Annotated in this window: 18 protein-coding genes; 9 read left to right on the top strand and 9 right to left on the bottom strand. The window is 56.0% G+C overall.

The features are described from left to right. Positions 1-36: 36 nt before the first annotated feature. On the bottom strand, positions 37-1215 hold the full coding sequence (gene purT, locus IM267_RS16760) for a formate-dependent phosphoribosylglycinamide formyltransferase (protein ID WP_193033851.1): 1179 nt from the start codon (positions 1213-1215) through the stop codon (positions 37-39). 170 nt (positions 1216-1385) lie between these two features. Here purT and IM267_RS16755 point away from each other — a divergent pair, with 170 nt between their 5' ends. Together IM267_RS16755 and ptrB are read left to right on the top strand one after the other, a co-directional pair. Beyond that, positions 1386-2036, top strand: a complete 651-nt coding sequence (locus IM267_RS16755; protein ID WP_193033850.1) for a tellurite resistance TerB family protein — start codon at positions 1386-1388, stop codon at positions 2034-2036. Positions 2037-2111: 75 nt separating this feature from the next. After that, positions 2112-4187 (top strand): oligopeptidase B, encoded by a 2076-nt coding sequence (gene ptrB / locus IM267_RS16750; protein WP_112792797.1) that lies wholly within the window; start codon positions 2112-2114, stop codon positions 4185-4187. Here ptrB and exoX read toward each other — a convergent pair. The 3 genes from exoX to IM267_RS16735 form a co-directional block, all read right to left on the bottom strand. Next, a complete protein-coding gene (gene exoX / locus IM267_RS16745; protein ID WP_131636895.1) occupies positions 4169-4831 on the bottom strand; it encodes an exodeoxyribonuclease X in 663 nt (220 codons plus the stop codon). The genes ptrB and exoX overlap by 19 nt on opposite strands. A 24-nt stretch (positions 4832-4855) precedes the next feature. Next, a complete protein-coding gene (locus IM267_RS16740; protein WP_193033849.1) occupies positions 4856-5506 on the bottom strand; it encodes a carbon-nitrogen hydrolase family protein in 651 nt (216 codons plus the stop codon). 111 nt (positions 5507-5617) lie between these two features. Continuing rightward, on the bottom strand, positions 5618-5848 hold the full coding sequence (locus tag IM267_RS16735; protein ID WP_003859784.1) for a DNA polymerase III subunit theta: 231 nt from the start codon (positions 5846-5848) through the stop codon (positions 5618-5620). Between the two features lie 137 nt (positions 5849-5985). On the opposite strand from IM267_RS16735, the gene yobA reads away from it, so the two are divergent. Genes yobA through IM267_RS16720 form a run of 3 tightly spaced genes read left to right on the top strand, consistent with a single transcriptional unit; the run spans position 5986 to position 7583 of the window. Then, the gene (gene yobA, locus IM267_RS16730; RefSeq protein ID WP_107535597.1) at positions 5986-6357 is read left to right on the top strand and encodes a CopC domain-containing protein YobA; all 372 of its coding nucleotides are present in this window, start codon (positions 5986-5988) and stop codon (positions 6355-6357) included. A 1-nt stretch (position 6358) separates the two neighbouring features. Beyond that, positions 6359-7228: a copper homeostasis membrane protein CopD gene (gene copD / locus IM267_RS16725; protein ID WP_193033848.1), complete on the top strand. Its 870-nt coding sequence runs from the start codon at positions 6359-6361 to the stop codon at positions 7226-7228. 16 nt (positions 7229-7244) lie between these two features. After that, entirely contained in the window at positions 7245-7583 is a 339-nt protein-coding gene (locus IM267_RS16720) for a YebY family protein (protein ID WP_063868473.1), read from the top strand. A gap of 367 nt (positions 7584-7950) precedes the next feature. On the opposite strand, the gene IM267_RS16715 is transcribed toward IM267_RS16720, so the two are convergent. Beyond that, a complete protein-coding gene (locus IM267_RS16715; RefSeq protein WP_193033847.1) occupies positions 7951-8931 on the bottom strand; it encodes a VirK/YbjX family protein in 981 nt (326 codons plus the stop codon). Positions 8932-9090: 159 nt separating this feature from the next. Here IM267_RS16715 and pphA point away from each other — a divergent pair, with 159 nt between their 5' ends. Next, positions 9091-9735: a protein-serine/threonine phosphatase gene (gene pphA / locus IM267_RS16710; protein ID WP_193033846.1), complete on the top strand. Its 645-nt coding sequence runs from the start codon at positions 9091-9093 to the stop codon at positions 9733-9735. Between the two features lie 34 nt (positions 9736-9769). Here the strand turns inward: pphA and IM267_RS16705 are convergent, their stop codons facing one another. The 4 genes from IM267_RS16705 to yebS all read right to left on the bottom strand — a co-directional run bounded on the left by IM267_RS16705 (position 9770) and on the right by yebS (position 15520). Then, entirely contained in the window at positions 9770-10009 is a 240-nt protein-coding gene (locus IM267_RS16705) for a YebV family protein (protein WP_006176013.1), read from the bottom strand. A gap of 105 nt (positions 10010-10114) precedes the next feature. Then, complete coding sequence (gene rsmF / locus IM267_RS16700) at positions 10115-11557, bottom strand: 16S rRNA (cytosine(1407)-C(5))-methyltransferase RsmF (RefSeq protein WP_370551743.1); 1443 nt, start codon at positions 11555-11557, stop codon at positions 10115-10117. 77 nt (positions 11558-11634) lie between these two features. Next, a complete protein-coding gene (locus IM267_RS16695) occupies positions 11635-14268 on the bottom strand; it encodes a PqiB family protein (RefSeq protein WP_102750892.1) in 2634 nt (877 codons plus the stop codon). Continuing rightward, positions 14237-15520, bottom strand: a complete 1284-nt coding sequence (gene yebS / locus IM267_RS16690; protein ID WP_063449630.1) for a membrane integrity lipid transport subunit YebS — start codon at positions 15518-15520, stop codon at positions 14237-14239. Before yebS ends, IM267_RS16695 begins: the two co-directional genes overlap by 32 nt. Positions 15521-15652: 132 nt before the next feature. Here yebS and IM267_RS16685 point away from each other — a divergent pair, with 132 nt between their 5' ends. From IM267_RS16685 to prc, 3 genes are all read left to right on the top strand, one after another. Continuing rightward, positions 15653-16150 carry a GAF domain-containing protein gene (locus IM267_RS16685; protein ID WP_063868478.1) on the top strand — a complete coding sequence of 166 codons (498 nt, stop codon included), beginning with the start codon at positions 15653-15655 and terminating at the stop codon, positions 16148-16150. Positions 16151-16246: 96 nt separating this feature from the next. Beyond that, positions 16247-16933, top strand: coding sequence for an RNA chaperone ProQ (gene proQ / locus IM267_RS16680; protein ID WP_006811005.1), 687 nt, complete (start codon positions 16247-16249; stop codon positions 16931-16933). Positions 16934-16952: 19 nt separating this feature from the next. Beyond that, positions 16953-19001, top strand: a complete 2049-nt coding sequence (gene prc, locus IM267_RS16675) for a carboxy terminal-processing peptidase (RefSeq protein ID WP_063868479.1) — start codon at positions 16953-16955, stop codon at positions 18999-19001. Positions 19002-19072: the final 71 nt, after the last annotated feature.

Genomic DNA, 19072 nt, shown 5'->3' with positions numbered 1-19072 from the left:
CGCAGTAAGAAAAACGGGCCACGTGGCCCGTTTTTTTTATCCTGCAACGCTGACGTTCGCAGCCGCTATTTTCGCTCTTGCAACGGCTTCGTCCACGTTATCCCCGGTTGCTAACGCCACGCCCAGACGACGGGTGCCGTCGATCTCCGGTTTGCCGAACAGTCGGACCTGCAAGCCTGCGCCAACCGCACCTTCGACGTTATCAAAGGTGACATTCTGGCTGGTCAGCTGCGGCAGGATCACCGCGGAGGCAGCCGGGCCGTACTGGCGAATGCCGCCAACCGGCAGGCCGAGGAAAGCGCGCACGTGCAGCGCAAACTCGGAGAGATCCTGTGAAATCAGCGTGACCATCCCGGTATCGTGCGGGCGAGGGGAGACTTCGCTGAAAATCACCTCGTCGCCGCAAACAAACAGCTCCACCCCGAACAGGCCGTAGCCGCCCAGCGCCAGCACCGTCTTGCGGGCGATCTCCTGCGCGCGCGCCAGCGCCAGTGCGCTCATCTGCTGCGGCTGCCAGGATTCGCGGTAATCGCCGTCTTCCTGACGATGACCAATCGGGTCGCAGAAATAAACGCCGTCCACGGCGCTGACGGTAAGCAGGGTAATTTCGAAATCAAACTTCACCACGCCTTCCACGATGACGCGCCCGGCACCGGCACGACCGCCCTGCTGGGCATAGTCCCAGGCCTGGTCCAGCGTACTGCTGTCGCGGATAAAGCTTTGCCCTTTGCCGGAGGAGCTCATTACCGGCTTAATGATGCACGGGTAGCCAATCTCTTCGACGGCCTGGAGAAACGCAGCTTTATCCCCGGCAAAACGGTAGCTTGACGTTGGGAGCTGTAATTCTTCTGCGGCCAGGCGACGAATGCCTTCCCGGTTCATGGTCAGTTTTGCTGCTGTGGCGCAAGGCACTACGCGCTGGCCTTCCTGCTCAAGGGCCACCAACACATCAGTGGCAATGGCCTCAATTTCAGGCACCACGAAATCCGGTTTTTCTTCGGCAATCAACGCCCGCAGGGCATTGCCGTCAAGCATATCGATGACGTGCGAGCGATGCGCGACGTGCATCGCTGGGGCATTCGCGTAACGGTCCACCGCAATCACCTCCACGCCCAAACGCTGGCATTCAATGGCCACTTCTTTACCCAGTTCACCCGATCCCAACAGCATTACGCGCGTCGCGGCAGGGCGCAGCGCGGTTCCTAAACGAGTCATAAAATCCCCCTGAAAAAGTTGCGGGCAGTATAAACGAAAACGTTTGCGTCTGTCTTGTATGGGGATAGCCAGGGCAGGGGAGAAATTTGCGCTTCTTTAGCACTGACAGACATTTCCTGACACCTGCTCGCTTAGGCTGTGAAAGTACGCACCGTAACGTGAGGAAAAATATGTCAGGCTGGATGAATCAACTGCAATCCCTGTTGGGACAAAAAGGCTCGTCGTCCGGCGAGCAGGGTCTAAGCAAGCTGCTGGTGCCGGGAGCGCTCGGCGGGCTGGCCGGTTTGCTGGTTGCCAATAAATCATCGCGGAAGCTGCTGACGAAATATGGCACCGGCGCGCTGCTGGCGGGCGGAGGAGCTATTGCGGGCAGCGTTTTATGGAATAAATACAAGGACAAGGTGCGCAACGCGCATCAGGATGAACCGCAGTACGGGAAGCAGGCGACGTCGCTAGACGTACGTACCGAGCGTCTGATCCTCGCGCTGGTGTTCGCGGCCAAAAGCGACGGGCATATCGATGCCAGTGAACGCGCCGCGATCGAACAGCAGATGCAGGAAGCGGGCGTCGAGGAGCAGGGCAGGGCGCTGGTGGCGCAGGCCATTGAACAGCCGCTCGATCCGCAGCGCCTGGCGCAAAGCGTGAAAAACGAAGAAGAGGCGCTGGAACTCTATTTTCTGAGCTGTGCCGCCATCGATGTCGATCACTTTATGGAGCGCAGCTACCTGAACGCACTCGGCGATGCGCTGAAGATCCCGCAGGACGTTCGTGAGGGGATCGAGCAGGATATTCAGCAGCAGAAACAGACCCTCGCGGGCTAGAAGGGCATGTTTCGCTTGCATCATACGCGCGTTTTGCCAACCTTATAGGATGTAAAACGAAAAAGTAAGAATGCCATGCCTCCAAAAGCCCGACGTACTCCTTATGCGATCGTCACGCATGGCGATACGCGTATAGATAACTACTACTGGCTGCGGGACGATTCTCGTTCCCGGCCAGAGGTGCTCGACTATCTGCACGAGGAAAACGACTATGGCCGAAAGGTCATGGCCAGCCAGCAGGCGCTTCAGGACAGGCTCCTGAGCGAAATGGTGCAGCGTATTCCCCAGCGCGATGTCTCAGCCCCATGGTGTAAAAACGGCTATCGCTATCGCCATATTTACGAGCCGGGAAACGAATATCCCATCTATCAGCGCCAGTCGGTGCTGAGTGCCGAGTGGGACGAATGGGATATCCTGCTTGATGCTAATAAACGTGCGGCCCACAGTGAGTTTTACACGCTGGGCGGCATGTCGATTTCGCCTGATAACGCCATTATGGCGCTGGCGGAGGATTATCTTTCCCGCCGGCAGTACGGTTTGCGCTTCCGCAATCTTGAAACGGGAAACTGGTATCCCGAAATGCTGGATAATGTTTCCCCCGATTTCGTCTGGGGCAACGATTCAGAAACGGTCTACTACGTTAAAAAGCATGCCTCAACGCTGCTGCCTTATCAGGTCTGGCGTCATACGGTGGGGACCGATTCCGCCGACGACGAGCTGGTGTACGAGGAAAAAGACGAGACGTTTTACGTCAGCCTGCATAAAACCTCATCTCGCCACTACGTGATTATCTTCCTTGCCAGCGCCACCACCTCTGAGGTGCTGCTGCTGGATGCCGAACTGCCGGATGCGCAGCCGCTGTGCTTCCTGCCGCGCCGTAAAGATCATGAGTACAGCCTGGATCACTTCCAGCACAGCTTTTACCTGCGTTCAAATCGCGAGGGCAAAAACTTTGGCCTTTATAAAACCAAAGTGCGCGATGAACGGAAGTGGGAAGTGTTAATTCCCGCGCGCGATCAGGTGATGCTGGAGGGGTTCACCCTGTTTACAGACTGGCTGGTGGTGGAAGAGCGTCAGCGCGGGCTGACCAGTATCCGCCAAATCAACCGCAAAACCCGCGAGGTGGTGGGTATTGCGTTTGATGACCCGGCTTACGTCACGTGGATTGGCTTTAACCCGGAACCGGAATCGTCCCGCCTGCGGTATGGCTATTCGTCGATGACTACCCCGGACACGTTGTTTGAACTGGATATGGACACCGGGCAGCGTCAGGTGATTAAGCAGGCGGAGGTCCGGGGATTTGAGTCGGAGAATTATCGCAGTGAGCACCTGTGGGTGACCGCGCGCGACGGCGTCGAAGTTCCCGTGTCTCTCGTCTACCACAAGGACCACTTCAACAAAGGTAAAAACCCCATCCTCGTCTACGGTTACGGCTCCTACGGATCCAGCATGGACGCCGATTTCAGCAGCAGCAGGCTGAGCCTGCTCGACCGCGGGTTTGTTTATGCGATTGCCCATATTCGCGGCGGCGGCGAGCTGGGGCAGCACTGGTATGAAGACGGTAAATTTCTCAAAAAGAAAAATACCTTCAATGATTACCTGGACGTCTGCGATGCGCTGCTCGCCCAGGGGTATGGCGATCCGCAGCTCTGCTTTGGCATGGGGGGCAGCGCCGGAGGCATGCTAATGGGCGCTGTGATTAACCAGCGGCCTGAACTTTTTAAAGGCGTTATCGCCCAGGTGCCGTTTGTGGACGTGGTGACGACCATGCTGGATGAGTCTATTCCGCTGACCACCGGTGAGTTTGAGGAGTGGGGGAACCCACAGGATGAAACATATTACCGTTACATGAAAGAGTACAGCCCGTACGATAACGTCGAGGCGAAAGCCTATCCGCATATGCTGGTGACCACCGGTCTGCACGATTCCCAGGTGCAATACTGGGAGCCAGCGAAATGGGTGGCGAAGCTGCGCGAGCTGAAAACAGACGATAATCTGCTGCTGCTGTGTACCGATATGGACTCGGGGCACGGGGGGAAATCAGGGCGATTTAAATCCTATGAAGGGGTGGCGCTGGAGTATGCCTTTTTGATTGGCCTGGCGCAGGATACGCTGCCAGGCCGCGCGGGAACTCAGGCTTCGCCTAAATAATACTTCAGCGTCAGGCGCAGTTCCGGGCTCATTCTGTCGAGGTTGTTGTACAGCCAGCGCAGGTAGCCCGGATCGTTGTCCGCCACTTCCGCTACCGGTTTCCCCCGGTATTTACCGAACGTGAAGGTGGTCAGTAGTGCGGGGCGGCCGGTAATGGTCGCCATATCGTCTGGCGTCCAGCCGGATGTATTCATGATATCAATCAGGAGCGCCGCGGTGATGTAGCAGTCATACAGGGCGCGGTGATGATGCAGCCCTTCCGGCGTCCGCACGCTGAGTTTGCGCGACTTATACAGCGCCATATTGCTGTATTTGATCCCCGGCCACAGGCGGCGCGCCAGCTTCATGGTGCAAATCCATTCGCCGGGCATCTCCGGCAGCACACGGCGGTCAAAACTGGCGTTATGCGCGACGTACCACTGGCTGCCGTGGTAGAGGGGGATGATCTCTTCAATCCACGGCTTGTCCGCCACCATCGATTCCGTAATGCGATGAATGGCCATCGCCTGCGCACTGATGGGGCGATCCGGGCGCACCAGATGGCTCATTGGGTTGACTATCTTTCCGTCAATCACGTCGACAGAAGCGACTTCCACAATTCCGCCCTGCAAATCGCAAGTTTCGGTATCAATAACGCGTAGCATTGATCGCTCCTGATCCTAAAAGGCTTAGCCTAATGGAATGATATCGCCTTGCCAACCCTGTCGGCCTAAAGAACCGGTTAACAGCAGTTCGCCCTTGTCGGCACGCACGATAAGCTGACCTTTTTCATCCCATAACGCGCTGCCGCTGCGCGCGTTCGCCATTAACACCGCGATGGCGTATTTATGCGCGAAGCGTTGTAACGAACCGATGGACTGCCGCCAGCGGTGCTCGCCCACCGCCAGGCTGCTGGTGAACAGGGTTGCCTCCGGGTCCAGTTCCGGGGCGTCAGCCTGGTTATCAACGATGGATAGTCGTTTATCGCCAGGTATCACACCCGCACCGTTGCCCTGCGGATAACGCCGGATGGTCGACAGGCTGGGCGTGAAAAGCGCGAGTCCTTTCTGACGCTGACCGTGTTGCTGGAGCGTAATACCGGCAATCACCGTGATGAAACGTGACTGCGCGGCGTGAAGGAGGGGAGCGAGCTGCAAATCGTCAGGCGGTGGGGGTAAAGTTGCCCCGCCAGGGCCGGTAAGGGAAAGCTCGGGAAAGACGACTAAATCGCACCCCTGGCAGGCCGCCTCGTCAATGAAGTGCAGGTGGTGTTTTACGTGCTCATCAACACAGTTGTGCCGCGGAGCATACTGGGCCGCGGCTATATTCCATCGTGACATCGTGACTTCCTTATACACTAAGTCGCTGGGATTTTAAGATTACACCTAAATTTATCAGGGTTTTCTTATCCTGCCACATAACGCGTAAGGAAGTGTAACGAGACGTTAAGCTTATTTAACTTTAGGTTCGTACGGCAGGCGCGAGAGGTTGACGGAAGCGAGGCGATGCGCGATCAGACGTTCGCGAAACCAGTCGCGCAGATGCGCAGGCTGTTCACGCTCTACCACTTCAGCCACGACGGGCATGTTGTAACGCTCTTTGAATGCGACACCCGCGGCGGCGAGATCGACATTCACTTTGTCCATCTCGTCCTGAGGAAGGGCGGCCAGGTTAACGTTCATTTCCTTCTCCTTTTTCTGCGGCGGCAACGTTACCGCGATTGTTCAACGATGACAAGGGAGCAAAGGATGTTCCTCGACTCGTTAATTATACAGAGTTATTCTTTAGCATTCAGGCATAACGAAAAGGAATGATTGTGATGCACTTTACCCCTTCCCGCGTCGCGTGCGCGCTGGTTTTTCTGCTCTCTTCAGCAACCGCGCCCTCAGCTCTGGCCCATGCGCACCTTAAGCAACAATCCCCGCAGGAGAATACCGTCGCGACGGCACCCGACGTCATTACCCTGAATTTCTCGGAAGGCATTGAGCCAGCCTTTAGCGGCGTTGTGGTGACGGACGCGCAGAAGCACACGATCCAGACCGGTGCGGTGAAGCGTGACGAGAAAGATAACGCAAAGCTGATTGTTCCCCTTGAGAAACCGTTACCGACCGGCACCTACACGGTGGACTGGCACGTGGTCTCCGTGGACGGCCACAAAACCAAGGGCAGCTATCACTTTAGCGTGAAATAGTATGCTGGCCCTGAGCTACGTAGCGTTACGCTTTATCCATTTTGCTGCGCTGATGCTGCTTTTCGGCAACGCGCTTTACAGCGTCTGGTTTGCACCGTCTTCGTTGCAGCGCCTCATGACGCAACGTTTCCAGCGCCAGCAGAAAATCGCGGCCTTAATCAGCCTGATGGCTGCTCTGCTGATGTTCGGCCTGCAAAGTGGGTTAATGGGTAACGGCTGGGGCGACGTCATTAGCCCGGCGGTCTGGCGCAGCGTGCTGGGAACGCAGTTTGGTGGCGTCTGGCTGTGGCAAATGGTTTTGGCCGCTGTGACCGCGGGCGCGGCATGGCTTACTCCACAGAAAGGTTCGCGGTTGTTACTCCTGGCCATGGGGCAACTTGTGCTGCTGGCGGGCGTCGGACATGCCGCAATGAACGGCGGCGCACCGGGAGCGTTGCATCGTCTGAACCATGCGCTTCATCTGCTGTGCGCCGCGACCTGGGTGGGCGGGTTACTGCCGCTGCTGTTCTGTATGCGTCTGGCGAAAGGCCGCTGGCAGCCAGCCGCTATCTTCACCATGATGCGCTTCTCCCGCGTGGGGCATTACGCCGTTGGCGGCGTGCTGCTGACCGGGATCATCAACACGCTCTTTATTGTGGGCTTAGACGTGCCGTGGCAGGCGCCTTATGTACGGCTGTTGTTGTTCAAATGTGCGCTGGTCATCATGATGGTGGCAATTGCGCTGGCGAATCGGTATTTTCTTGTGCCACGCTTTCGCCCTGATGCCGGGCGGGAACAACAGATTTTTATCAGGATGACACAGGCAGAAGTGGTGCTGGGCGCGCTGGTACTGGCGGCCGTCAGCCTGTTCGCGACCTGGGAACCCTTCTGACAAGGTTAAATAACATATGAAAAAGACGCTGCTTTCTCTTTTACTTCTCACCTGTGCCAGCAGTGCGCTGGCCGCGCCGCAGGTCATCACCGTCAGCCGGTTCGAGGTGGGCAAGGACAACTGGGCTTTCAACCGTGAAGAGGTCATGCTCACCTGCCGTCCCGGCCACGCGCTGTACGTCATTAATCCCAGCACGCTCGTGCAGTATCCGTTAAATGACGTTGCGGAGCAGCAGGTTGCCAGCGGCAAAAGTAACGGACAGCCTGTCAGCGTGATCCAGGTCGACGATCCGGCAAACCCCGGGCAGAAGAAGAGCCTGGCGCCGTTTATTGAGCGCGCTGAAAAACTCTGCTAGCAGTCAGGTTTCCAATAAAAAAAACCGCAGGTGCTTGTAAAAGCTCTGCGGTTTTTCACATTTAGTGATGTTTTAACGCTTTTTTTCAGGCCACTTTTACTGTGGACTGGAAAACCTGACGTCGTCATCTATTCTTAAAGGGCAAGGCGATTGAGCCTGCATTAATGCCAACTTTTAGCGCACGGCTCTCTCCCAAGAGCCATTTCCCTGGACCGAATACAGGAATCGTATTCGGTCTCTTTTTATCTGCTTCATAGTAAACGATAAAATCCGGTTTTCGTCTCAGCAGAAGGTTCACTTCCTGTGCGCCTGCTTAAAACATACCACAACCCGGCAGGCGTAAGTCCAGTCCTTTTTGGCTGTTTTGTTAAATTTTTGTTTGTTTTTCGCCTGAGGTCGACAAGGGCTCAATCCGCGCATTGACGGAAGCCGCAATATTATCGAGAAGCGCAAAGCGGCGGCGGTATTCTGCGCGTTTCTTGCTGGCGATCTCATCCAGCGATTTGCGCACTATCCGCAGCGGCAGCTGCCAGCAAAGAGGTGAGAGCTGTTTTCCGTTCAGGCTTTCCCAGAACTCGTCGTAGCTGGCGTGGAAATGTCGGCCTTTGCTCAGCCGGTAGCGCAGGGCGCGAAATACGTGCCCCTCATCGCTGACGGCAAAGATAGCGCTGATGTTCGAGTGTGAGGCGAGCTGGAAGATCACCTCCATCAGCACGCGCTTCGGGAACAGCCCGTGGCAGGCGCGTGTGGCCTGCTTGATAACGTCCCGCGAGACGCTGCGGCGCGGGCCCTGAAGGCCGCCAATAACCAGCACAGAGCGCCCGTTGCTGCGCGCAACGCAAAATGTCAGGCTGGCGAGAAGGGTGTCTTCATGGTCGTGCAGCCACAGCGTGCTTTCGCCCTCGCGTTCGGCCTTGCCCGCGGAGGAGGCTGTAACGGTATAGATCACCCCATTTTTTGCCTCAAACTGCGCCACGGGCAACTCATTGGGGCTCGCGAGGGCGTGAGCGAGCATCCGGTCTTTCAGGCTGTCAATCCAGTGGTAGTGGCTGACGATGGCGTCGGCTCTGTCATTGGCGTTCAGGCCGCGCATCAGGTACTGACGGTGGGTTTTGCTCGGCAGCGTAATTTGCGCCGCCAGTAATCTGTCAAAATCATCGCGTCCGGATAGCGCCTCCAGCATACGATGGGTGGAAGACCAGAATAAAAGCGAGCGCAAAAGAAACTTCAGACGGTATTCCCGTTTTTGCCAGATAGGCCCTGGAACGCGTTTTCCCTTAATCAGTTCCGAAATAATATTTGTGCGATGCGGATAAAAAACATCATTTTGCAGGTGTAAGTTCGACACGTAAAAATCCCTCGTTTTATTGCGCTCTATTTTAGGGGGCAGGTAATAAAGGATTAATAGCGCGGCAGGGTTTATTTCCGGCTGGTTGAGGGTTTGTTGGGGTTTGTAATATCTGACTGGACTCTTTCTGCTGCGGCTATACTTCAGAATGGAGGGCTTATGTATCAGAAAATAGAGGGTAAAGACTGGCGTCATGTCTGGGTTGTCAGCGATATTCATGGTTGCTATCAGCAGCTTTTGGATGCGCTGAAACGTCGGCATTTTAATCCTGATACGGATCTGCTGATCTCCGTGGGAGATATTATCGATCGCGGGCCTGACAGCGTAAAATGTTTACAGCTGATACAGGAAAACTGGTTTTATGCGGTGCGCGGCAATCACGAGCAAATGGCGTTAGATGCGCTGGAAAATAATGATTTTAGCCTGTGGTCGATAAATGGCGGTGTTTGGTTTAGCGCGCTTAAGGGTGAGCAACAAAAACAGGCGCTGACGTTATTCAACGCCTGCCGGACCTTACCGCACGTCATTGAAATAACCTGCATAAATGGCCTGAACGTTGTGGCTCATGCGGATTATCCCTCAGCCGAATATGTCTGGCAAAAGCCGGTTGATGCCAGGCGCGTGCTGTGGGACCGCGATCGTTTAATGGGCTTTATGGTGGGTAAAGGTCAGGGCGTTAGCGGCGCGGATCACTTCTGGTTTGGACACACGCCCGTAGACAAGCGGTATGACTTTAACAATCTGCACTATATCGATACGGGGGCGGTATTTGGGGGCTTCCTGACGCTGGTGCAGCTTCAGTAATAAATAACCCGCCTTCGGGCGGGTTCTCTTTGGGTCAGGCAAGACGCAGGACCCAGGCATCGGTTTTACTGTCGTAATGCTCACGGTACAGAACGGAATGTTCCCCATCAAGGATCGCCGGGACGCTGGTGTCTGCATCCCAGGCGTCCAGTTGCATGCACAAATCCGGATCGGATTTGCAGGGAATACTTAACGTTCGATCGCCTTGTGCTTCGCCGCGCAATTCAGCGTCGTCGATTTCAAAAGCGCCAATGCGTACGCTGGTTTTCGTCATAATGCTCTCCGGTTTGTTGCCCAAAATCTGGTATGACCAGTGCAGTCACCCATTTTTGATCCTAGACAAGGAGAGCGAAATCGCCAGTAAAAAAATGCGTTTTTTTCAGGCGGTGCGGCTGTTACCGGTAAACAGACGGCCATCGCGAACCAGTTCACGCGGATAACTGTTTTTCAGCCGCGAGCCGACTTTTTTCGCCAGACCCAGCGGAAAACCCTGATACGTCACGATCGTTTCATCCTGCGCCGGACCGTTTTCCGGATAAACGTCACGACCGCGATACCACTCTTCCGCTTCCTGATGCGTCAGGGCGAACGTGTTTTCATGACCAGCCAGCGCAATGACCGCTTCATGCTGCCAGCGATAGCCTTTGTTGTGGATCTCCGCCAGGCGAATACCAAGGCGGGAGAAACGCACTTTACCCATCAGCGGTTCGATATGGGTCGGGAACAGCCACAGCTCTTTGTCACGCATCCAGAGGTGCAGACTCTCATCCCAGCGCAGCCCCACTTTATTTGCAGCCGCCTCCACCTGTGCCGCTTCACGGCCTTTAACCGGCGTGAAGGGGAATTTACCGACCTTAAACGTCGGCGCGGGCAGGGGCTCCACGGCGCCGGTTTTACGCAGGCGCGCGACGAAGAAACCTTCGCAATCGTAAATCTGCGGGAAGACATGCAGGAAGCCTTCAGGCGTGGCGGCTTCACTGGCCGAGTCAAACAGCGTATCCAGCGGTAAAAACTCGACGGCGTCCGGATAGCGCGCCTTCAGCCACAGGCAGACATCCTCGTTTTCATCTCGGTTCAGCGTGCAGGTGGAGTAAACCAGCGTCCCGCCGGGGCGCAGGGCATGGAACGCGCTGTCGATCAGTTCACGCTGCGTGGCGGCGATCTCAAGGTTGCTTTCAACGGACCAGTTTTTTAATGCATCAGGATCTTTGCGCACCACGCCTTCGCCGGAGCAGGGCGCATCAAGCAGGATGGCATCAAAGGCTTCCGGCAGGGCAGCCCCAAAAACGCGACCGTCAAAGTGCGTTAACGCGACGTTGTGGATCCCGCAGCGGCTGATATTGGCGTGGAGAACCTTCACGCGGCTGGCGGAAAATTCGTTGGCGAGGATCGCGCCGCGGTTGTTCATCCGGGCGGCAATCTGCGTGGTTTTAGAGCCCGGCGCCGCGGCGACATCCATCACCCGTTCAGGCTGGTTATCATCGGCAAACAGCGCGGCAACCGGCAGCATGGAGCTGGCTTCCTGAATATAAAACAGCCCGCTCAGGTGCTCGGCGGTGCTGCCGAGGGGCAAACTTTCCTCGTCATCCCGCTCGATCCAGAACCCTTCTTCACACCACGGCACCGGCGTCAGCTGCCAGCCGTAGGGGGAGACGAGATCCAGAAATGCCCCGACGCTGATTTTTAGCGTATTGACGCGAATACTGCGGCGCAAAGGGCGCTGGCAGGCGGCGATGAAATCGTCGAATGAGAGATGAGCAGGAAGCGCCTCGCGCATCTGCGCGAGGAATTGTTCGGGAAGAAATACGGAGTTTTGAGCCACGGGCACACCACAGGGAAACATTCAGGCGCGCAGTGTAACATAAAGGCTCCGGCGCGTTGACACCGGAGCCTGCGAGATTAACGCGGCAGCGCCGTTCCCCATTCGCGCCACTCTTTCGGTTCACTTTCCAGCAGCAGGAAGTGTTTACCTGCCTGCGCCTTAGGTGCAAGAGGCGTGCCAGGCGGCGTCGCGAAGGCAATGCCGCCGCGAATGAACTGGTTAAAGGTACCCGTTTTCACCACGCCGCCGGTCAGGCCGAAGTCGAGGGAGTAACCTGAAGCCAGCCAGAACACCGAGTTGTTGCGGACCAGATGCTGATAACGCTGGCTGATGCGCAGGCCGACCATCACGCGATCGGACAGATTACCCAGCGTCAGGCTGGTTACCGTCCCGACCTCAATGCCGCGGAACAGCACCGGCGTGCCGATGCCCAGCGAACCGGCTTCCGGCACTTCAACCACGATGCTCAGACCGTCCAGATAACGGGAATCGGTGATGGTCGCCTCCTGCAACTCAAACTCACGACGTGCGTTGCCGCGACCCGGTTCAACGTTAATGTACGGCTGAAGTATAGTGTCGAGGTGCTCAACCCCTGCGGCAGAAATTTGCGGCGTAACCACCGAGAAGCGCGAGCCAGCGCGGGCAAACGTCTGCACATATTCCGGATAAAGCACGGCAGTGGCCTGGACTTCATTGCGCGCGGTGATGAGCTTCAGCTTCTGGACCTGCCCGATATCAATGCCGAGATAGCGGATAGGCATCCCCTCCGCCAGTTTACCGGCGTCAAAGGTATGTAGCGTAATCTGTCCCCCGACGGCGCGCGCTGCGGTTTCAGACGGGAAGAGGATCCGCTTGTCACCTTTACGCATGTTGCCGCCCGCGCCGCTCAGGTTGTCAAAGCTGATCGCACCGCGCAGGGCACGGGAGAGGGGAGACGCCTGTACGGTCAGGCCGCTGCCGTTAAGCTGCACCTTCGCGCCGCCTTCCGCCCAGAACACGCTGTTTGGCGTGAGCAGCTTGCGGTACTCCGGCTTGATGTGCAGTTCGATATCAAACGCGTCCGCGCGAGGGCGAACGGTGATCACTTCCCCGACCTCAAACTTGCGATAGAGCACCACGGAGCCCGCCTGGACATCCGGCAGCGTTTCAGCACTTAAGGTCAACGTGGTGGTCGGCAGGTCGCCCATGCTGTTTTCAATGGCTTTGTCCAGATTTGCGAACAGCGGATAGCTCTCGCGCAGCGCACCTTTGCTGCCCGGCAGAATGCGGATCCCGCCGTTAACCCACTCGCTGGCGCTGGCGCCGAGGAACTCAACGCCGTCCAGGCCCACCTTCACGTCGACCCGGCTGTTGACCACAAATTTACTGTCACCGTGCACCAGATTGCTGTACTGCGGATCGATGGCGGCGGAGAAGGAGACCCCTTTTTCTGTCAGCTTACGCTCGAGAACCTGGCCTACCTGCACACCGTGCAGGATCAGCGGCTGTCCGGCTTCGATGCCATAGCTCTCCGGTGCGTTCAGGGTAATCGTCTGCACGCCCGGCTTTTGCAGCAGCGCTTTATCCGCCGGGGCGATAACAAAGGTTTTATTCGGCTGGCCTTCTCCCGGGATCAGCTCGAAGGTACTGCCGGTCAGCAGTGAACTGATGCTGGCGTCGCTGAGCGACAGCTTCGGATTACGCAGCTCGATACGCGTCTTCTCCCGCAGGAGATCGACAACGCTAGGATCCACGGTCATTTCGCCGGTGACGGAGCCGCCTGCATTGAGGGTTAATTTCGTCAGCTGGCCGACCTCTAATCCCTGGTACATCAGCGGGGTCGAGCCGGCTTTCAGTCCTTTAGCATCCGGCAGGGTCAGCTTAACGATGACGCCGCGCTGGCTGTGCGCCAGGTCAGCATACAGGCCAAACGTATCTTCAGCGGCGGCAGGGCTTGAGCCTTCCGGGGAATCGAAGGCGATAGCGCCATTCACCAGCGCCGCCAGGCTCTCAAGCTTCACTTTCGCACCGCTTAAGCTCAGATCGGCATCGACGCCGGAGACGTTCCAGAAGCGGCTGCCTTTTTTCACCAGGCTGGTAAAGCGCCGTTCGATCAGCACGTCGATGGTCACGCCGTCTTTGTTCGGGTTAATGGCGTAATCGTACACACGGCCAACCGGAATTTTGCGGAAATAGACAAGAGAACCGCTGTTCAGCGATCCTAAATCCGGCGCGCGGAGGTGGATCATCAAATCGCCGTTATTCAGCCGGTATTTCGGCTGCGTATCCAGCGCAACGAAGTGATCCTGCGGCTCACCTTTACCGGGCATCATGCCGATATAGTTACCGCCCACAAGCGCATCCAGCCCGGAAACGCCGGCCAGCGAGGCTTTTGGCGTTACCAGCCAGAACTGCGTTTCGGCGCGCAGCGCGTCCTGCATATCGGACTTAATGCTCGCCCGCACCTGGATTTTGTTCAGCCCTTTGCCAAGGGAGATATCCTGCACGGTACCCACTTCCACCCCCTGGAAGCGAACGGGGGTACGTCCGGCGACAATGCCGTCCGCAGACTGGAAATCAATCGTGATGGTACTTCCGCGATCTTCATAGCTCGTCCAGATAAGCCAGCCTGCGATCATCAGCGCGATGACAGGCAGCAGCCAGAATGGCGAAATACGACGTTTTGTTTTAATTCTCGCTTCAGTCGGCGAAGCGGGCGTTTCCTGACTCATGTGCGTCCCAAAGTAAGCGGCTGTCCAGCCATTCCACTGCAAGAATAGTCAATATCACCGCAGAGCCGAAATAAAAAGCTGCGGGTCCCATGGTAAAAGCAAGTAACTGATCGCGATTGATGAGCGACATCATCAGCGAAATCACGAACAGATCCAACATCGACCAGCGACCGATCCAGGTCACGAATCGCAGAAGCAGGATGCGGGTGCGGAGTCCTTGTTCGCATTTAAAGTGAATGCTGATAAGTAGCGTAAACATCACCACCACTTTGGTAAAGGGCACCAGAATACTGGCGATAAAAACAATCGCGGCGACCCCCACGTTACTGTGCGCCAGAGAAATAATCCCGGAGAGGATAGTATCTTCCTGGCGGGCGCCGTTCACGTAAATCACCGAGATGGGCAGCATGTTGGCCGGGAACAAAAATACCAGAGAGGCGATCAGCGCCGCCCAGCATTTTTGCAGGCTATTGTTGCGTCGCAATCTTAGCGGAATATGGCAGCGTGGGCACCTGCCGCGTTTATCCGGAAAACCGGTGTAATGACATCCCAGGCAGACACGCAGGTTTTCATCAGGCCGTGTCGCGGGGCGCTGAGGGTAAAAGCGCTCCCAGAGCTGTTCAACGTTCAGATGGATCATGGTCAAAATGCTCAGCAGGACCAGCGATATGAATGCAAAAAGGCCAATGCCGGGCTGTAAAAACGCGTAGTCCTGCACCTTGATGGAGGCCACGCCGACGCCCACCAGATAGATATCCAGCATGACCCACTCTTTGAGCTTATCCAGCATCAGCAGCACCGGGCGCAGGTTCATCCCCAGAATATTGCCAAACCACAGGTAGGCAATCGCCGCGACCAGCACCAGCGGCGCGCCGACGACGCAGAACAGCACCATCGCGCCGGTGAGCGGATCGCCCTCGCGCGTCATCTGCCAGATCCCCTGAAATACGTTGGCGTCGATGCGCACGCCCAGAAGATAGAGCTTCAGCAGCGGTTCGGTCCAGGCAAACGGCATCAGCAGCAGCATGGTGACCGCCATTGCGGCCAGACGCGTTAGCGACCAGTCTCGTCCATCGCGAATTTTGGCATCGCAGCGAGGACAAAAGGCGCTTTGGTGCGATTTCATCTTCGGCAACATAAAAAGCGTATCGCACTGGGGGCAACGCTGATAATGTGCACGAGGCAAAGCTTCGCTTACCGTATGGATAACGATCTTTCCTGTCGGCGTAATTTTGGGTGTTTTTATGGCCATGAGTCGCGCACGGTTTAGTATTGTTGAAAGTTATAATAACTCATGTACGGATTCATCTTGAGCATGAGCGCATTTAATGCTTATTTTAATAGGCTATGCGGTAAATTTGTAAGTTAACTAAGTGATTGAAGAATGAACAAAACAGAATTCTACGCGGATCTGAATCGCGATTTTAAAGCATTAATGGCAGGGGAAACCAGTTTCTTAGCCACTCTGGCAAATACCAGCGCGTTACTCTTCGAGCGCCTCTCTGACGTGAACTGGGCCGGCTTTTATCTGCTGGAAGACGACACGCTGGTGCTTGGGCCGTTTCAGGGCAAGCTGGCCTGCGTTCGCATTCCGGTAGGACGTGGCGTGTGCGGTACCGCCGTGGCAACGCGTGAGGTTCAGCGCGTTGAAGACGTCCACGCGTTTGACGGCCATATTGCCTGCGATGCCGCAAGCAACGCTGAAATCGTACTGCCGCTGGTGGTAAAAAATCAGATTATTGGCGTTCTGGATATCGACAGCACGGTCTTCAGCCGCTTCACTGCCGAGGACGAACAGGGGCTGCGCACGCTTGCGGCGAACCTGGAAAATGTTCTTGCAGAGACCGATTATCATAAATTCTTTGCGAGCGTCGCAGGATAATCAACGGATAACGTAGCATTTACTGATAGCGTCATTATAATGTCGCCTGTTCATGCCTGCGCTTGTTGGCAACGTCCGTTGTAATCAGGAAATTTCATGGAAAATCAACCTAAGTTGAATAGCAGTAAAGAAGTTATCGCATTTCTGGCCGAGCGTTTCCCGCAGTGCTTCAGCGCTGAAGGTGAAGCGCGTCCTCTGAAAGTCGGTATCTTTCAGGATCTGGTCGCGCGCGTTGAGGGGGAGATGAACCTCAGCAAAACGCAGCTTCGCTCTGCATTACGCCTTTATACCTCGAGCTGGCGTTACCTGTACGGTATCAAGCCGGGTGCGACCCGTGTCGACCTTGACGGCAACCCGTGCGGTGAGCTGGACGAACAGCACGTAGAACATGCGCGTAAGCAGCTTGAAGAAGCCAAAGCTCGCGTGCAGGCACAGCGTGCGGAACAGCAGGCGAAAAAACGCGAAGCCGCAGCGGCAAACGGTCAGGAAGACGCCCCTCGTCGCGAGCGTAAACCGCGTCCGGCACCGCGTCGTGCAGAAAATAACGATCGCAAACCGCGTGCTGACAAACCAGCAGCTAAAGCCCCACGTGCGCCGCGCGAAGAGCCGCGCCACACCCCGGTTTCTGACATCAATGCGCTGAGCGTGGGTCAGTCTCTGAAGGTGAAAGCGGGTAACAACGCGATGGACGCCACCGTACTGGAAATCACCAAAGATGGCGTTCGTGTACAGCTGACTTCTGGTATGTCAATGATTGTACGCGCAGAACACTTGTTGTTCTGAAACGGAGGCCGAGCCTGGCATGAACACTTTTTTTAAGCTCACCGCGTTGGCTGGCCTGTTTGCTATAACAGGCCACGCTTTCGCTGTGGACGATATTACGCGTGTCGATCAAATTCCGGTTCTCAAGGAAGAGACTCAGCACGCGACGGTGAGTGAGCGCGTGACGTCGCGCTTTACTCGTTCGCACTATCGTCAGTTCGATCTCGATCAGGCCTTTTCGGCCAAAATCTTTGATCGTTATCTGAACTTGCTGGATTACAGCCATAACGTACTGCTGGCCAGCGATGTCGAACAGTTCGCGAAACGCAAATCCGAAGTGGGTGATGAGCTGCGCTCCGGAAAGCTGGATCTGTTTTACGATCTCTACAACTTATCGCAAAAGCGCCGTTTTGAACGTTATCAATACGCGCTCAAAGTGCTGGAACGTCCAATGGACTTCACCGGCAACGACACCTTTAATCTGGACCGCAGCAAAGCGCCATGGCCGAAAGATGAGGCTGAGCTGAATGCGCTGTGGGACGGAAAAGTCAAATATGATGAACTGAGCCTCAAGCTCACCGGCAAAGACGAGAAAGAGATCCGTGAGACGTTAAACCGTCGCTACAAGTTCGCTATTCGTCGTCTGGCGCAGACCAACAGTGAAGACGTTTTTTCACTGGCGATGACCGCGTTTGCGCATGAAATTGACCCGCACACCAACTATCTCTCTCCACGTAACACCGAACAGTTCAATACCGAAATGAGCCTGTCTCTGGAAGGTATCGGTGCAGTGCTTCAGATGGACGATGACTACACCGTTATCAACTCCATGGTGGCCGGTGGCCCTGCGTCTAAAAGCAAAGCGATCAGCGTAGGCGACCGCATTGTCGGTGTTGGTCAGACCGGAAAGAGCATGGTGGACGTGATTGGCTGGCGTCTTGATGACGTTGTTGCGCTGATCAAAGGGCCGAAGGGCAGCAAAGTGCGCCTGGAGATCCTGCCAGCCGGTAAGGGCACCAAAACCCGCATCATTACCCTGACCCGTGAGCGTATCCGTCTGGAAGATCGCGCGGTGAAAATGTCGGTGAAAACCGTGGGTAAAGAGAAGGTTGGCGTACTGGATATCCCGGGCTTCTACGTTGGCCTGACCGATGACGTGAAAGTGCAGCTACAGAAGCTTGAGAAGCAGAATGTCAGCAGCGTAATCATTGACCTGCGCAGCAACGGCGGCGGGGCGCTGACCGAAGCCGTCTCGCTGTCCGGGCTGTTTATCCCGTCTGGCCCGGTGGTGCAGGTGCGCGATAACAACGGTAAAGTGCGTGAAGATGCCGATACCGATGGCGTGGTCTACTATAAGGGGCCGCTGGTGGTCCTGGTGGATCGCTTCAGTGCCTCTGCATCGGAAATCTTTGCTGCCGCCATGCAGGATTATGGCCGGGCGTTAATTGTCGGCGAACCGACCTTTGGCAAGGGCACCGTTCAGCAGTATCGCTCTCTGAACCGTATTTATGACCAGATGCTGCGCCCTGAATGGCCGGCGTTGGGTTCAGTACAGTACACCATTCAGAAGTTTTACCGCGTCAACGGCGGCAGTACGCAGCGTAAAGGCGTCACGCCGGACATCATGATGCCGACAGGTACCGAAGAGACGGAAACCGGCGAGAAGTTTGAAGATAACGCGTTGCCGTGGGATAGCATCGATGCCGCGACATTCGTGAAATCGGGTGATATGAAACAGTTCGGACCGGAACTGTTGAAAAATCACAACGATCGTATTGGGAAGGATCCTGAATTCCAGTACATCATGAAGGACATTGCGCGTTTCAACGCACTGAAAGCGAAACGGAATATTGTGTCTCTGAACTACGCCCAGCGTGAGAAAGAGAACAATGAAGATGACGCGACGCGTCTGGCGCGTATCAACGATCGCTTCAAGCGTGAAGGTAAGCCTCTGCTCAAAAAACTGGACGATCTGCCTAAGGATTACCAGGAGCCCGATCCGTATCTGGACGAGACGGTGCATATCGCGCTTGATCTCGCGACGCTGGAAAAAGATAAACCTGCAGTGCAACCTGCTCCGGCAAAATAACTCCCCAACAGGCACAAGAGATTGTGCCTGTTTCTTTTTGTTCTGCATCCTTCCGTCAGGCAGATTTCCAA

The organism is Enterobacter cloacae complex sp. P15RS (assembly GCF_014895905.1).
Taxonomy (GTDB): Bacteria; Pseudomonadota; Gammaproteobacteria; order Enterobacterales; family Enterobacteriaceae; genus Enterobacter; species Enterobacter quasihormaechei.
The sequence above is the reverse complement of the archived record's forward strand: the minus strand, read 5'-3'. Positions and strand labels throughout refer to the sequence as shown.